This is a genomic window from Pseudomonas sp. XS1P51, from assembly GCF_054897845.1.
The window spans coordinates 6,846,024-6,860,421 of sequence record NZ_CM142707.1 but is presented as its reverse complement, the minus strand read 5'-3'; the positions used below and the strand labels follow the sequence as shown (position 1 = coordinate 6,860,421).

The 14,398-nt window shown below is 54.7% G+C and carries 14 protein-coding genes and 1 pseudogene; 6 read left to right on the top strand and 9 right to left on the bottom strand.

Annotation, left to right across the window (positions count from 1 at the left end):
• The first annotated feature begins 45 nt into the window (after positions 1-45).
• Positions 46-1,227 (top strand): MFS transporter, encoded by a 1,182-nt coding sequence (locus ACYZUD_RS31715; RefSeq protein WP_462021729.1) that lies wholly within the window; start codon positions 46-48, stop codon positions 1,225-1,227.
• Here the strand turns inward: ACYZUD_RS31715 and ACYZUD_RS31710 are convergent.
• The 3 genes from ACYZUD_RS31710 to ACYZUD_RS31700 all read right to left on the bottom strand — a co-directional run bounded on the left by ACYZUD_RS31710 (position 1,172) and on the right by ACYZUD_RS31700 (position 4,970).
• Positions 1,172-2,104, bottom strand: coding sequence for a DMT family transporter (locus tag ACYZUD_RS31710; RefSeq protein WP_462021728.1), 933 nt, complete (start codon positions 2,102-2,104; stop codon positions 1,172-1,174). The genes ACYZUD_RS31715 and ACYZUD_RS31710 overlap by 56 nt on opposite strands.
• A gap of 165 nt (positions 2,105-2,269) precedes the next feature.
• Complete coding sequence (locus ACYZUD_RS31705) at positions 2,270-3,715, bottom strand: NCS1 family nucleobase:cation symporter-1 (RefSeq protein ID WP_462021727.1); 1,446 nt, start codon at positions 3,713-3,715, stop codon at positions 2,270-2,272.
• Between the two features lie 418 nt (positions 3,716-4,133).
• Positions 4,134-4,970, bottom strand: coding sequence for a CvfB family protein (locus ACYZUD_RS31700; protein WP_462021726.1), 837 nt, complete (start codon positions 4,968-4,970; stop codon positions 4,134-4,136).
• A 351-nt stretch (positions 4,971-5,321) separates the two neighbouring features.
• Between ACYZUD_RS31700 and ACYZUD_RS31695 the strand changes: the two genes are divergently transcribed.
• The 3 genes from ACYZUD_RS31695 (at position 5,322) to ACYZUD_RS31685 (ending at position 7,380) form a co-directional block, all read left to right on the top strand.
• Positions 5,322-5,510, top strand: coding sequence for a hypothetical protein (locus tag ACYZUD_RS31695; RefSeq protein WP_017337097.1), 189 nt, complete (start codon positions 5,322-5,324; stop codon positions 5,508-5,510).
• A gap of 218 nt (positions 5,511-5,728) precedes the next feature.
• The gene (locus ACYZUD_RS31690) at positions 5,729-6,445 is read left to right on the top strand and encodes a TorF family putative porin (protein ID WP_462021724.1); all 717 of its coding nucleotides are present in this window, start codon (positions 5,729-5,731) and stop codon (positions 6,443-6,445) included.
• A 65-nt stretch (positions 6,446-6,510) separates the two neighbouring features.
• Positions 6,511-7,380: a DUF6279 family lipoprotein gene (locus ACYZUD_RS31685; protein WP_462021722.1), complete on the top strand. Its 870-nt coding sequence runs from the start codon at positions 6,511-6,513 to the stop codon at positions 7,378-7,380.
• 138 nt (positions 7,381-7,518) lie between these two features.
• On the opposite strand, the gene ACYZUD_RS31680 is transcribed toward ACYZUD_RS31685, so the two are convergent.
• Positions 7,519-7,908, bottom strand: a complete 390-nt coding sequence (locus tag ACYZUD_RS31680) for a transcriptional regulator (protein ID WP_462021721.1) — start codon at positions 7,906-7,908, stop codon at positions 7,519-7,521.
• A gap of 177 nt (positions 7,909-8,085) precedes the next feature.
• Between ACYZUD_RS31680 and ACYZUD_RS31675 the strand changes: the two genes are divergently transcribed.
• Both ACYZUD_RS31675 and ACYZUD_RS31670 read left to right on the top strand, forming a co-directional pair.
• Positions 8,086-8,817, top strand: a complete 732-nt coding sequence (locus ACYZUD_RS31675; RefSeq protein ID WP_462021720.1) for a DUF899 domain-containing protein — start codon at positions 8,086-8,088, stop codon at positions 8,815-8,817.
• A gap of 301 nt (positions 8,818-9,118) precedes the next feature.
• Positions 9,119-9,391, top strand: coding sequence for a hypothetical protein (locus tag ACYZUD_RS31670; protein ID WP_129442062.1), 273 nt, complete (start codon positions 9,119-9,121; stop codon positions 9,389-9,391).
• A 726-nt stretch (positions 9,392-10,117) separates the two neighbouring features.
• Here ACYZUD_RS31670 and ACYZUD_RS31665 read toward each other — a convergent pair.
• The 5 genes and pseudogenes from ACYZUD_RS31665 to ACYZUD_RS31645 form a co-directional block, all read right to left on the bottom strand.
• Positions 10,118-10,300, bottom strand: a complete 183-nt coding sequence (locus ACYZUD_RS31665) for a hypothetical protein (protein ID WP_462021719.1) — start codon at positions 10,298-10,300, stop codon at positions 10,118-10,120.
• 889 nt (positions 10,301-11,189) lie between these two features.
• Entirely contained in the window at positions 11,190-11,537 is a 348-nt protein-coding gene (locus ACYZUD_RS31660; protein WP_462021718.1) for a hypothetical protein, read from the bottom strand.
• A gap of 512 nt (positions 11,538-12,049) precedes the next feature.
• Positions 12,050-12,205: pseudogene (locus tag ACYZUD_RS31655) on the bottom strand (hypothetical protein); the annotation flags it as partial.
• Positions 12,206-12,353: 148 nt separating this feature from the next.
• Positions 12,354-13,220, bottom strand: coding sequence for a PoNe immunity protein domain-containing protein (locus ACYZUD_RS31650; RefSeq protein WP_462021717.1), 867 nt, complete (start codon positions 13,218-13,220; stop codon positions 12,354-12,356).
• On the bottom strand, positions 13,217-14,395 hold the full coding sequence (locus ACYZUD_RS31645) for a hypothetical protein (RefSeq protein ID WP_462021716.1): 1,179 nt from the start codon (positions 14,393-14,395) through the stop codon (positions 13,217-13,219). The genes ACYZUD_RS31650 and ACYZUD_RS31645 overlap by 4 nt, the downstream gene beginning before the upstream one ends.
• Positions 14,396-14,398 lie beyond the last annotated feature (3 nt).

The following is a 14,398-nucleotide window of genomic DNA, read 5'->3' as shown; positions in this document are numbered from 1 at the left end:
CAGTCCTAGCCTGACGGTCATTGATCCTCTGCTGGAACTCAGACCATGTCTCCGCTGATTCGCTTGTCCGCCAGTTTTATCGCACTGATGATGGCCATGGGCATCGGGCGTTTCGCCCTCACGCCGCAGCTGCCGCACCTGCTCAGTGAAGGTCAGATCGATCTCACGGCCGCCGGTCTGATTGCTGCAGCCAACTACCTCGGTTATTTCGTCGGCGCAGTGGATGCGATGTTCTCCCGTCGTCCCGAACAAGTCCGGCGACGGCTGCTGGGTGGCTTGTGGCTTTGTGTGCTGCTGACCCTGGCATCGTTTTGGGCCAACGGCTTCTGGTCGCATCTGCTGCTGCGTTTCGGCACCGGTGTGGCCAGCGCGTGGGTGTTGGTGATGATCACTGCATTGAGCCAGCCGTTGGCGGTGGCAGCCGGTCGGCCACGGCTTGGCGCGCTGGTATTTGCCGGACCGGGTCTGGGAATTTTTCTGACAGGGTTGCTGGCCTTGGGCTCGAACCTGCTGGGTCAGCCCTCCGCCACCTTGTGGTTGGTGTACGCCGGCGTCGGACTGGTGATGCTGCTGGGGATTCTGCCGTTTCTGCCGCAGCCGACCGTGATCGTCGCCGCAGCACCCAGCGTCGCGAACTCGGGCAATCAAGGTATCGGCCGTTTAGGGATGATCTATGGGTTGTACGGTTTGGGCTACATCATCCCGGCCACTTTCCTCTCGCAAATGGCCAACGCACAGTTCCATGGCCAATGGCAGGCCGATTTGTTCTGGCCGTGCTTCGGCCTGGCATCGGCCAGCGGAGTGGTGCTGGTGAGTCTGCGTCGCCAACACCCTAATGGCACCCGCCATTGGCTGATGGCAACGTTGTGGCTGCAAGCCGCCGGCGTCTTTTCTTGCCTGTTGGATAGCGGGCCGGGCCTGGCGCTGGGGGTGATTCTGTGTGGCACGCCGTTCCTGGCCTGCATGCAGCTGGTGATGCAACGCTCCCGGGAACTGGCGCCCCACGCCACCCAGCGCAATGCCGGGCTGCTGACCGCGTGCTTTGCCGTGGGTCAGCTCAGCGGGCCGTTGCTGGCGGCACTGAGCAGCCATTTCAGTGGTGGGTTACAACCTGCGCTGGTATTCGCCGGCAGTGGTTTGCTCATCGCCGGTGGCTTGCTGTTGGCCCCGGTCACTGCTGCCCGAGGGCTTTGCGCAAACGACGGCGCACCCACTGCTCAGCGCTGACAAACGTGATGCCGAGCAGCACCAGCACGGCACCGATGACGAAGTTGAGGCTCAGCTCTTCACCCAGCAACACCACACCGAACGTGACGCCAAACAGCGGCGTCATGAACGAAAACACTGCCAGGTTCGCCGCCATATACCGGCGTAGCAGCCAGAACCAGGTCAGGTAGCTGAAGAACGACACCACCAATCCCTGGAACAGCACACTGGCCACCGCCACGGTGGTCAGGCTGACGTGAGTGACCTGGCCGCTGAGGATCGCAATCAGCAGCAGACCGACGAAACCGACAATCAACTGATAAAACAGGGTCAGCGTCACCGGCGCTTCCGACAGGCGCGAGGCGCGCACCACCACCGTCGTCGCCCCCCAGGATGCGCCGGCCAGCACGCCCAACGCATCGCCCATCAACATGCGGTGATCAAGGTTGTCCCAGGACACCCCACCGGCAAACGCAATGGCGATCCCGACGAAGGCGAGGAAAATGCCCAGCCACTGGACGGGTCTCAGACGCTCGCTCGGCAGCAGCCAATGAACGCCCAACGCGGTGAAGATCGGCGCGGTGTAAAGGAATACAGACATGTGCGCGGCCGTGGTCAGTTGCAGGCCTTCGGAAATGAAGAAGAACTCCAGTCCAAACAGCGCACCGGCCAACAAACCTCCACGCCAAGTGTTGCCGACCTGATCCCAGCCACCCTTCCAGCAAATCAGCAATCCTACAAGCAACGCAGAAATGCCTGAGCGCCCGGCGGCCTGCATGACCGGCGCAATGTCGGGCGCCGCCCACTTGATCATCACTTGCTGCACGCCCCAGATCAGGCACAGACCAACCATCACTTGCAGCGCAAACCCATCGGCGTTACGCCGGTTGGCGCTCACCGGAACACCTCGACAACACAATCCATGGCAGTGACTCGACAGTAAAAAACAAAGCCCCGGTCTTCCTCTTGAACCGAGGCGCCGGGGCGAAAAATGATGCTGTCGATTATTAACCAAATGGCCAGAAATTGCCGCCTGCCAGAGACCTTTAAATTCCTGGTTGCGTCACCTTGCCGTGGCCAGCGCCACAGGCAGCTGTGCCTGTTCGCGCTTGGCCAGGATGAAGTACAGCGCACCGCCAAGGAAGCAGCCGGTAAACCAGGCGAAGTTGGCCATCGGCTGCAGCACCGGGGTGAAGGTGATCGCCACGCCCGTCAGAGTCGCAGGAATCAGCGCCTTGACCGCCGTCCAGTTGACCCCGCCGCTGTAGTAATAGCGCCCGCTCGGGCCGTCATTGAACAGCGCATCGACGTCGATCTGCTGCTTTTTGATCAAGTAGTAATCCACCAGCAGGATCCCGAACAACGGACCGATAAACGCGGCCAGCACGTCGAGGGTGTAGTGAATCACTTCGGGGTTATTGAACAGGTTCCACGGGGTGATGAAGATCGAAGCCACAGCCGCAATCATGCCACCAGCACGCCAACTGATTTTGCTCGGGGCGACGTTGGCGAAGTCGAACGCCGGGGACACGAAGTTGGCGACAATGTTGATGCCAATGGTGGCGGTGACAAAAGCAAAGGCCCCGAGCAGCACGGCAACGCTGTTGTCGATGCGCGCCACGGTGGCAATCGGGTCGTGCAGCATTTCACCAAACACCGGCAACGTGCCGGAGACGATCACGACGGTTACCAAAGAGAACGCCAGAAAATTCACCGGCAGGCCCCAGAAATTGCCGCGACGCACGTCTTTCATGCTGCGGCAGTAGCGGCTGAAATCGCCGAAGTTCAGGGTCGGGCCGGAAAAATACGACACCACCAACGCCGTCGCGACTATCACTTGTCCGAACGCCTCCCAGCCGGACAGGGATTTTTCCGCGAGGGTAAAACTGATGTTGCTCCAGCCCGCCTGCCAGACAATCCACCCGGCGAGCATGAACATCACGCCGTACACCACCGGCCCCGCCCAATCGATGAAGCGTCGGATCGACTCCATGCCAGCCCAGAACACCAGCGCCTGGACGAACCACAAGCTGAGGAAACCGAACCAGCCGAGGTAGGACAAACCGGCGAAATGCGGTTCGGCGTAGGCCGCCATGGAAGGAAAAAATCGCAGCACCACAATGATCAAGGCACTGGACGCCAGGTATGTCTGAATCCCATACCACGCCACGGCGATCAACCCGCGAATGACCGCAGGAATATTCGCCCCGAAGACCCCGAACGCCAACCGGCAGATCACCGGATACGGCACCGCCGCTTGCTGGCTGGGTCTGGCCACCAGGTTGGCGATCACCTGCACAATGCAAATCCCGCCGAGCAAGGCGATCAGCACCTGCCAACTGGCCAGCCCCAGGGCGAACAGACTGGCGGCGAACACATAACCGCCGACGCTGTGCACATCGCTCATCCAGAAAGCAAAAATGTTGTACCAATTCCATTTTTGCGGCAGCGGCCCCAGGTCCTGGTTATACAGGCGGGGGCTGTAGCCGTTGGGCAATTGCTCGGTCATCGCGGGGCTCCTCGAAAGTACAGGCGCGGCCCCCGAAACTGATGTGGCGACCACACTGCGTACGGGAGCTGGCATGATTTGTATACGAGTTACTACGCAGAATGCGTGCCATACGAATTAAAGGTGTGACAAACCGGGCTTTAAACCCTGTTCAGAGTAAAGCCTTCAAGACGTAGTGGGGGTGATGATGCCCATGAACAGGGCGCGCGCGCCTGCAAACGGTGCAGGATTTATGTATACAACTGAGATGGGCGACTGCTGTGCAGTCGATCGCGAGCCGGCTCGCTCCCACATTGGATTTGTGGTGAATCGGGGATTTTGCCGCCCAACGCTTATCGTAGGAGCTGCCGCAGGCTGCGATCTTCTGATCTTGATCTTTCACAGTCAAAAGATCGCAGCCTGCAGGGCCGGCTTAATGTCAGCTCAATTCGATGCGGTCGGCATGAATGACGATCTGGCCGTTCTTGTACAACGCACCGATGGCCTTCTTGAAGTTGCCCTTGCTGACGCCAAACATGCTGGTGATCACCGTCGGATCGCTCTTGTCGCTCACCGGCAGCGTGCCGTTGTTGTCGCGCAACTTGGCGAGGATCTTCGAGTTCAGGCTGGTGGCGGCTTCTTCGCCGACCGGTTGCAGGCTCAGGCTGATCTTGCCGTCGGCTCGGACTTCTTTGATAAAGCCCTTCTCTTCTTTACCGGCGCGCATGAACTTGAAGATTTCGTTCTTGTGGATCAGGCCCCAGTGCTTGTTGTTGATGATCGCCTTGAAACCCATATCGGTAGCTTCGGCAACCAGCAGATCAACTTCCTGGCCAGGGGTGTAGCTGGCCGGGGTCTTGTCCAGGTAGCGGTCCAGACGCGCCGTCGCGGTAATGCGGCGGGTATGTTTGTCGAGGTAAACGTGCACCACGACATACTCGCCGGCGGTCATCTGACGCTTTTCTTCGGAATACGGCAGCAACAGATCCTTCGGCAGGCCCCAATCCAGGAATACGCCGATGCTGTTGACTTCAACGACTTTCAAACTGGCGAATTCACCGACCTGAACTTTCGGTTTTTCGGTAGTTGCGATAAGTTTGTCATCGCTGTCCAGATAAATAAAAACGTTGAGCCAGTCTTCATCTTCGCTGGGAATATCTTTGGGAATATAACGATTGGGCAGGAGGATTTCGCCATCCGCGCCACCGTCCAGATATAAACCGAAGTTAGTGTGTTTAACCACTTGCAAACTGTTGTAACGCCCGACTAAAGCCATTTCCAATACCCTCATTGCGTGGGCGGCATTCTACCCGGTTTTGCGGGCTGCGTTTGGCGCCCGGCCCGGTGGTGCGGGAAAATCCTCTGAAGGCCTTAATTTTCCTGGTTTTTGTCGGATGCGTCTGGCCGCTCGTCAGGCCGACCCGATGAGTTTCCCCCTTCTCAGCCCAGCAAAAACCTCTTTTCCCCCTCAGATGTTCTTAGTTAAAACAGCAGCTTAGGGGAGTATTTCGAATAATACCTTGCGATTAATCCAGCTTCTGTGATGTGTATTTCAGGGGGATATTTACCAAGCAATTGTCAAGTATTTCCTGTACGATGCGTGGCCAAGTTAATTTTCTACAGGTTAATGGCCGCCATGCGTGTAAAAGCATCCAACAGCAAAGCAAAGCCAGCTCCAGCCGTTGAAACCAGCGAATCGATCAACAACCAGATTGCTGCGTTCCTCAAGTCCGGCGGCGAGATCCAGCAAATTGCCAAAGGCGTCAGCGGCCAGACGTTCGGCCCTTCGAAGCAGATCACGCTCGGCAAAAAGTAACTTTTTACAAGATCCCCCGCGTTAACTGGTCCCTAAGCGCTTTGAGCTTCGAAGCGCTTGGACTGGACCCCTTCTGCAACACCTCACCAAACACACCAATATCTCAAAAATCGACGAACGGCCCTCAATGCCGAGCATTCGCCGGTATGCTTGCACACGTCTAGATTAAGCGTTTCAGCAGTTTTTCGTTTCTGCTCCCCGCTGTCATGGAGTGACGCATGCTCAAGCCCTTTCTTTTTTTCCTCGGCAGTCTGCTGTCGTGTTCGGTCGCCAATGCGCAAATATTTCAGCGTGAGCTGGGTGACTTCGATCTCAAACTCGGCACCACGCCCAGCCGCAGCATGGCCCAGGGGCTGGTCAAACCCTCGACCACTGGCTCTTTTCACGGCGGCCTCGACCTGAGTCACGACAGCGGTTTCTACTTCGGCCAATGGTCACCGAGCATGGGATTGAGTCCGGGGAACAACCTTGAAGTCGATTCCTACATGGGCTTTAAACAACCCTTCGATCAAACCCTCGGTTACGAAGTAGGAATGATCCATTACAGCTATCCGAAAGTGGACACCCTCGACACCCAGGAACTCTTCGGTGGCCTGACCCTGCTGGGTAGCCGGTTCGGTGCAGCGTTCAGCAGCGACCCGGATAAACAGAACAGCACCGTGTTCGCCGACCTGAGTGGGAATCAGCCATTTGGTATCGGGATCAGCATGAAATACACCACGCACCAGCTCAACGCCCCGGTGTCCGTTGACGGTGGATACATAGGCAGTTTCACCGATTGGTCAGTGACCCTTTCCCGGCCGTTCATGGGCATCGACCTGGACCTGATCTACAGCGATTCGAGCCTCAGCGGCGGCGACTGCTCCGCCTACTCCGGGCACAACAGCCAATGCGACGGGCTGGTGACCCTCAAGGCCGAACACGCCTTCTATTGATCGGCTGAACTGGCAGGCTCATCCTGCGATCACATGAGAACCTACGCTTTCGCAAGGACTCGCCCATGTCGCGCTGGTTAAAGTGTCTCGTCGTCGCCATCACCCTCAGTCTCGCCCTCGGCGCGTGCAGTCGCGTGGGCCTGGCCTATCGCAACCTCGACGTGATCATTCCGTGGACGCTCAGCGATTACCTGGACATGAACGGCGAGCAGAAAGGCTGGTTCAACGAACGCCTGAAAGAACACCTGAGCTGGCACTGCACCACGCAACTGCCGGGTTACCTCGACTGGCTCGACCGCTTGCAGGTCATGGTCGAAACCAACCAGGTCACCGACGCCGCGCTGCAAACCCGCACTCAAGAAGCCAAACAGGCCATCGCCCAGACTGCCCGGGAAATCACCCCGTCGGCCATCGAATTGTTGCAGGGGCTGGATGACAAGCAAGTCGCGGAGATGAACGACGCTTTTGCCAAGGACCAGCGCAAACGCCAGGAGGCCTACCTCAAACCGTCTCTCGATCAGCAGATCAAGGAACGAGGCGAGCGCATGACAAAACGTCTGGATGACTGGCTCGGTCCGCTGAGCCCCACCCAGCAGCAACGCGTAACCGCATGGTCATCTGCCTTGAGTGATCAGAACACGCAATGGATCGCCAACCGCGTGCATTGGCAGAAGCAGTTCAGTGCAGCGGTTGCGCAGCGTCAAAGTCCGGAATTCCCACAGCGGCTCGAGACACTTCTGGTGAATCGCGAGAGTTTGTGGACGCCTGCTTATCGCCAGGCCTACGCCAACACCGAAGCACAGGCACGAAGTTTATTTGTGGATTTGATGGCAGAGAGCACGCCGGTTCAGCGCCAGCGGCTGTTGAAAAAAATCGAAGGGGTGCGCAAGGACTTCAATGATTTGAAGTGCCTGAAGGCGGCGCAACAGAGCTGAGCCTACATGGAGTTGATGCCAAGAAAATCCAATGTGGGAGCGAGCCTGCTCGCGATTGCGGTGAGTCAGTCGACATCAATGCTGGATGTGACCCAGCCATCGCGAGCAGGCTCGCTCCCACAGGGATATGCGTGATCTTCAGGCAATCTGCGCCTTCGACGCCACCTGATCAAACGTCACCTCATCCAGCGCATCTTCCTGCTCATCCAGCACCTGCCGAGGATGGTCATTACCCGGAATGCTGCTGTCGATCAGGCTCAATAAACTCGAGCCCCGAGGCGTCAAAATGTAATTCGAACCAGTGCCTCCCTGCTCCTCAGGCCGAGGCTCAATATAGCCGCGCGCCAGCAGTAACTTTTCGTACTCGCCGGCGACCGCTTTCAGGTGGTCCAGGTTTTCCGTCTCCTCGCCCTCCGTCGCCTTTTCGGCTGCGTACTGCTCGGCATAGGGTCGTGGCGTGAAACTGCTCGCACCGTTCTGAACTTCGTGCAGCAAACGCTCAATCAAATCCCAGTTATAAGTCGTCATCCTGATTCAACCTCCAAGCCCGTGAGTGAGATGGCCTTCATAGGTTGTGACCGGCAGCGTTCGCAGCCGTTCAGCCGAGGTTTTTGCCCGTACCGACCGGCGGTATGTCGAATTGGGTGTGGGTCAAACGACTAGGCTGTGTAAGTCACCTCCCAGCATCGCGCAGGAGAAAATCCAATGAACGTTCAGAATCATCCGGTCGTATCCCGAGAAGAATGGCTCGTCGCCCGCAAGCAACACCTGGCCCACGAAAAAGCCTTCACCCGGGAACGGGACAAACTCAGCGCCGAACGCCGCGCCCTGCCCTGGGTGAAAATCGACAAGGACTACCACTTCCAGGGCCCCAACGGCGAACTGAAACTCGCCGACCTGTTCGGCGGCCGCAGCCAGCTGATGATCTACCACTTCATGTTCGCCGACGGCTGGGACGAAGGCTGCCCCGGTTGCTCGTTCCTCTCCGACCACATCGACGGCGCCAACCAGCACCTGGCTCACCATGACGTGGCGGTGGTGGCGGTTTCCCACGCGCCGTTCGCCGAATTCCAGGCATTCAAACGGCGCATGGGCTGGAAATTCGACTGGGTGTCGTCGCAAGGCTGCGATTTCAACTATGACTTTGGCGTCTCGGCTCGAGCTGAAGATGTCGCTGCCGGCAAGGCTACTTACAACTACGAAAAATCCGACGGATCTGAAGAAGAACTCCCCGGCCTGAGCGTGTTTTATCGCAATGAAACCGGCGAGATTTTCCACACCTATTCCACGTATGCGCGTGGGTTGGACATGCTGGTTGGCGCCTACAACTACCTCGACCTTACGCCCAAGGGGCGCAATGAAGAGGAAATCATGGAATGGGTGAGGCATCACGACCGGTATGAGGAAAAGGCAGCGACCAGTTGCTGCCACAGCTAAAGTTCCTACACCAATCTCGGAAATCAGGCGCCTTGCACCGTCGGAACGATGAAGCTTATAGTCCGCCCGTCGCCCAAATGGCGATTCAGGTTTGGCGACCTGATACAGAGAATGCGAAGGCTATCAGCTTAATTGCAGGCGCCGACGCACCCGTAAAGCCGCTATTTATGGCGGCTGTGCGCGGGAGATCTTCGGGTCTGCCGGTTTCTCTGTACCGGTTCGCCAACCTGCGTACAGCTGCCACCCTCTCGTTTGGCGACGACTGAGTGACGGCATTAGCCAATCAAACAGAGATCTTCAAATGAATCGATACATGCCCCTCACCGGAATCGACCTGATCCCGGCTTCTCTGCTCATTGATACCCAAGCACCGCTCGATGTCCTGCAAGCGATGGCGGATTACCGCATTCGCACGGTCACGCAGGTGTTGGAAAATATTGCCTTTCGCGCCGAAATTGGTTGCGACACGGTGGTGCTTTCGGACTTTTCCAAACTGCTGGCCATACCTTTGCGCGATGGTTGTGATTTGATGGATGTGATTGGTCGCCGATTGCGGGCACAGGCTGCGGAGTGAAGAAAACGGGCGACCTTTTGGATCTCCCGCTTTATTGAATGAGCGGTAGATGAATATTTCACAGCGCAGGTGCGCTCGTCACGGGGAATCCGAATAGAAGGAATGCCTTTGGCAACCTGTCTCCATCACGATCATCATCAATAAGCACTCTCCAGCAAAAATACTCGCCGTCAACGACTATACCCTCTCGAATTATAGACATAACGACATCCTAGTCCGTATAGGGAACATGATTGTTAGATATATAACTTCCCGCCATAGGGTCTTTAACTCCAAAGTGCACATGCGAAACTCCAGGAGCATGAGCTCCCGATAGAGATCCGGAGTCGATGCGAAACTCCTTGGTGCCATCCGCGCTATGGAACTCACCAGAACCAGGCTTTCCGATCTCTCTGTACTGCGAGCTAAGTAAAGACCTAGGCGACCTTCCGAAGCACGTGATGAATGCGCTCCAGCATTAAGTGGCGGAAAGCTGATCCTTGTACTACTTGGTGTACCCAATAGTCAGAGACTCTTTCTGCTTTTCAAACAGGCGCAGGCGTTGGAGTAGATTTAGGATCCCTCAGGGTCTGCCCCCTTTATCCTCCGCGGAGCGGAGGGAAGACCTCCACTTTTGCACATCCAAATCAACTCACAACACTAAAATTCTCAACTATTTTTTGGCCAAAAAAGCACTATTTTTATCCATGAAAATGAAACATCCCTCAAATGATCCGCTCGTCAAAATTAACCTATGCCCCTCATAGTAAATGTGACCAATACCGAGTACGGACCAAACTCACGACCTTCTTCCTTGACACTCAAAGCCCTTAATAAAACATCCACAAACTCATCAAACCTTTCTTTCTCATAATCAGAAAAAAATATGAAATGATTAGAATCTGAACTTGACTCAGAAACGCTGTTCATACCATTACATCCCTATCCCAATATTGACAGGCGCCCGAGATGATTGGGATTTTTCGATGATCTTCAGCCATAGATCATCTCCTGACAATCCTTGACCCGAATATTTATTAACAATCTCTCCCCAAGTTCTATTTGGGTCACTTTTACTCAACGAGTCAGCCAATGTTCTATTAGACTTCAATTCTCTCGCTGTAGATCTCGATTCATTTCTCATATCAAAAGCCTGTCCCCCTTAACAAGGATTGCCCCCCCAATCACCAGACAATGCATAACTACCATTATCGACAACAATTCTATCAATACCCCCATAATCAGAATCGCCAGAAGCGTCTAAGAATGTCGTGAACCGGCGGTCCAACCACTTTAAATAATCAGTATTTAAAAAGCGTAAAAAAACGCTTCGGTAGCAATATTGCTCTCCTTGCTTAGGGGTCTCATATTGCGGATATTTGTCAGTCAGAACGGCTTCCAATTCAAATACCAATGAATTGAAACCTCATCAATCGATAAGACGTAGCTATCCTCAAAGTAAAAACCTGATAGCGACTGAACCTCATAATAATTCATATGAATTCTCACAGATCAAAATCAATTGAAGTGTGATTTCCCAGACTTTTTCTGGTTACCGGATTACCAAAAGCATCTGTTCTTTGGCCTGTTGCACTTTTTAACTCAACATGCGGATCAGCACTTCCTGGAGCACGTGAGTTACCTTATTTAATTGTTACACGAGGAATGCCATTTTCGTCAACATATTTGAGAGGCCCACCGTCGGTCTGAGAGGGTTTCCATCCCCGGCTTTCGGCAAACTGTTTTAACTCACTTGCCTTCGGTGTTCGGTCAGCTTCAAAAAGTTTATCAATGCCTTTTGTACCACTAGAGAATACCTCTACCTAGCGTAATTTTCCCTCATCAGATCAATCGCAACTTCGAGCTTTCGACGACTCTCAACGGAAAGGCGACGCTCCTTATATTTATTTAAATCTAACACTTCGACTGATACGTCTGCCAATTCACTACTTAATCGCGAGATTTCTACAGTAGCAATACGATCTAAGTCGATCAGCACCCAGTAAATATCCTCGGCTTGCTCAGGAATCCAGTTTACGATCAGAGCAAAAGACAACCAGGGAAAAGCCGCTTTAAGAGCAGCCAACAACAGAGGATTAGTGCCCCCTGAAAACATCGACGCCATAGAGCTCAGCAAATCCGCTCGCACATGGTCACGAGAGCTCATTTGAGCACCCCTGGGAATGCTGTTACTAGATTCCCAAATTTATCAGTCATAACAGTCATTATCGAGGTTGACTGTCCACCACTGAATTTATCCGTACCAATAGAACGCCCAACATCAACTTCGCGCACATAGCGCACGCCATCAGCACTGTCTACCATTCGTGTGACCGGTGTACTTACAACCGTTTTGCTTTGCAGAAGACCACGCAACTCAGGCTCCCCGATAGAAAACTGGCTTGCATTTACTTTGCCCGACAAGTGACGTGAAGCCAAGTGTTCCATACCATCATTAGCTAAGTTAACTCGGGACTGGACTCGACCAGGAACACCTTCCAAGGTATTCAAAGGTCCTTTTGTACCACCATTTTTGATGGAAGCCTGCTCTGCCAGGCTGTCTATCACCTCATCCAGTTTTTTCCCAATAGCTTCGACGGCTTGTTCCGAAAGCTTACCACCGGCCTTCGCAGCGCTGCCCGCTCCAGATATGGCGAGTAGTGTTCGAATGGCCAGCAAGTCACCTAGTCGCTTGGCGCTGATGTCGGGGTCGAAGCCGAGGTTGGTCAGCAGGTAATCCGAACTCATGAATTGCTTGAGGTCGGTGAGCGCCGGGTTGGTTTCGATCAGGTATTTATGCGGTTTTGATTGCGCGGAGTTGTCTGGCAGGCCGGCGATCGCCGAAGGGCTGGGCGCCGGTGCGGTGCTGGTGCCTTGAGCTATAGATGAATCCCTTCACACCGCGGGTACGCTTGACACGGGAATATGTTGATCCTGCTGGGTGACATCGTGAACATGCTGTTCGCAACTGGAGACAACCGGATTACTCTTTTCGCCGTATTCCAAAAAATGCCCGCCAACTTCGTGGTTGTTTGTTTTCCGGTTGTGCCCTGTGGGTGCTCGGCCCGTTGGGGCGCAGCAAATCACCTGGATAATGCGGATGTCCCAGACAACGGCTGTCATCCAATTTGAAAGCCTCGAAGGCTGCTACAGCTTCGATGCACCAACGTCCAAAGTAACTGCCTTTTTCTAGCGGATGCTTTTCAGGATCTCCGTAGTTGTACCACCACGGTTGCTGTTTGCCGCGCCGGTTGAGTTCGGGGTACCAAGCATCGACAAACGCTCGCAGAAGAGTGGCCTGGTGCTCCTTGGGTGCGTCGATGGCTTTGAGCAATCGGGCATAGGGCTTTGGATGCAGGAGAACATCTCCAATGCTACGCGATGGCTGGCGACTGGCGATTATCCGATCTAGCAAGATGTCGCGACCTTCGCCACCAATTAGGGCAAGCAATCGGTTCCACTGGTCGTCAGGGATGTGCAAAGCGAGCGCCAGCCCGACCAGCCAAAAACACCAGATATAGTGGTTTAGGTCCGACAGATCGAATACCCAGTCGCGGCAGGTTTTCAGTTTATGTTCGGCACATACTTCATCCGCCAGATCATTCGACAGCGCCCAGCTATCGAGAAGTTTTGGGAACAACTGCTCCATCTCTGAAACGGGATCACCCTGGGAATAGCGCCGGAGCACAAGACGCAGAACTTCCTTTGATGTATCCCAGATAAACTGCGGACGATATACCGGATTTCCCGGTGGGCTCTTAATCTGTTCAAAATTCCTGGTGATATTTTCGCAGCTGAGTTTCGTCCATTTATCCCAATATCCCCCATCGGCCATTGAGTCGCGGATCATGGTTGCGCTCCTGAAAGATTTGTTTTTGAGGCTAATATTTTGGACGTATCGACAGGCTTTGGTTTACCTAACGAATCGAGCACCTGTATCTCGGTTGCCCCATTCGCTCCCGTCCGTACAACCCACGTTTCGGTGCGGCCAGCATCAATAGCACGCATGACATCAGATGCATGTTGCTCCCCTACGGCCTTCTCCAAGCGCCCGGACCCCAGAGTCCAACTTTCACTCCCCTGTTTACCATCATTCGTATTTATCAGACTCGCGTTGCCGCCTTTCTTGGGGTCGCCGACAAATTTATACTCGATAACAACATAATCAACATCCGGGCGATTGACCCGAAACAAGTCGTCAATGCCGGTCTCGCCCGCACCTTGCATTCTCGCCAGTTTTTCGCCATCAGGCACTATTTGCCATACAGTCGATTCCCCGAACACTTCTCCGATGACTCGTTTCTGATCATTGCTGAGGGATTTGAGATCGATCAGTGAATTGCCTTTACTATCAACAATACCTCCACTTTTTATGAAGGCCTGCTCAGCCAGCCTGTCTATTACCTCATCCAGTTTTTTACCGATTGCTTCAGCTGCCTTTTCCGACAGCTTGCCACCAACCTTCGCGGCACTACCCGCGCCAGACACGGCGAGTAGCGTCCGAATGGCCAACAACGTGGTTTGAGCAGCATGAACATCCTGTCCGTAGATGGTGTTCAGCTTCTGGGTAAGGTCATCATCGAGGCCGACAGCCGCCCCTTCTCCAATCGCGTGACCGCTCTCCACGAACCCGTCCACCACGCTTTGAGGTAGCCCCTTGGCGCCTTCCCACAACCCACCCAGCACAACATCGGGATGCTCAGTGGCCAGCTTTGCGAGATCTACAGCGCCATTTTTTATCTCAACGCCAGAATCCTTCAGTTCTTTGAGCAAACCTGTACTCAGTTCACGACTCACGCCGCTTTGAACGAACTGCTGATAGAACTTCGGATCAGCTGTATCCGCAAACATTTCTGGCCGGAACAGCTGTTGCCCTTTTGCGGTGAACAGCGCTTGTTGTCCGCCGAGGTCATTGGTGAATGTCTGACCGGAATTGCTCAAGAAAGCTTGCGCTGCACTGTCGTCTCCATCAGTCAGGATGGATCGCCACAGGAAGTCGACATCCTTGAGCGCTTGCTGGCTCAAGCG

What these genes read in the sequence shown, in the direction of transcription:
- ACYZUD_RS31705 (WP_462021727.1), bottom strand. Translation starts at nt 3,715, where the DNA reads ATGACCGAGCAATTGCCCAACGGCTACAGCCCCCGCCTGTATAACCAG.
- ACYZUD_RS31660 (WP_462021718.1), bottom strand. Translation starts at nt 11,537, where the DNA reads ATGAGCTCTCGTGACCATGTGCGAGCGGATTTGCTGAGCTCTATGGCG.
- ACYZUD_RS31650 (WP_462021717.1), bottom strand. Translation starts at nt 13,220, where the DNA reads ATGATCCGCGACTCAATGGCCGATGGGGGATATTGGGATAAATGGACG.
- ACYZUD_RS31675 (WP_462021720.1), top strand. Translation starts at nt 8,086, where the DNA reads ATGAACGTTCAGAATCATCCGGTCGTATCCCGAGAAGAATGGCTCGTC.
- ACYZUD_RS31715 (WP_462021729.1), top strand. Translation starts at nt 46, where the DNA reads ATGTCTCCGCTGATTCGCTTGTCCGCCAGTTTTATCGCACTGATGATG.
- ACYZUD_RS31690 (WP_462021724.1), top strand. Translation starts at nt 5,729, where the DNA reads ATGCTCAAGCCCTTTCTTTTTTTCCTCGGCAGTCTGCTGTCGTGTTCG.
- ACYZUD_RS31665 (WP_462021719.1), bottom strand. Translation starts at nt 10,300, where the DNA reads ATGAACAGCGTTTCTGAGTCAAGTTCAGATTCTAATCATTTCATATTT.
- ACYZUD_RS31685 (WP_462021722.1), top strand. Translation starts at nt 6,511, where the DNA reads ATGTCGCGCTGGTTAAAGTGTCTCGTCGTCGCCATCACCCTCAGTCTC.
- ACYZUD_RS31695 (WP_017337097.1), top strand. Translation starts at nt 5,322, where the DNA reads ATGGCCGCCATGCGTGTAAAAGCATCCAACAGCAAAGCAAAGCCAGCT.
- ACYZUD_RS31700 (WP_462021726.1), bottom strand. Translation starts at nt 4,970, where the DNA reads ATGGCTTTAGTCGGGCGTTACAACAGTTTGCAAGTGGTTAAACACACT.
- ACYZUD_RS31670 (WP_129442062.1), top strand. Translation starts at nt 9,119, where the DNA reads ATGAATCGATACATGCCCCTCACCGGAATCGACCTGATCCCGGCTTCT.
- ACYZUD_RS31680 (WP_462021721.1), bottom strand. Translation starts at nt 7,908, where the DNA reads ATGACGACTTATAACTGGGATTTGATTGAGCGTTTGCTGCACGAAGTT.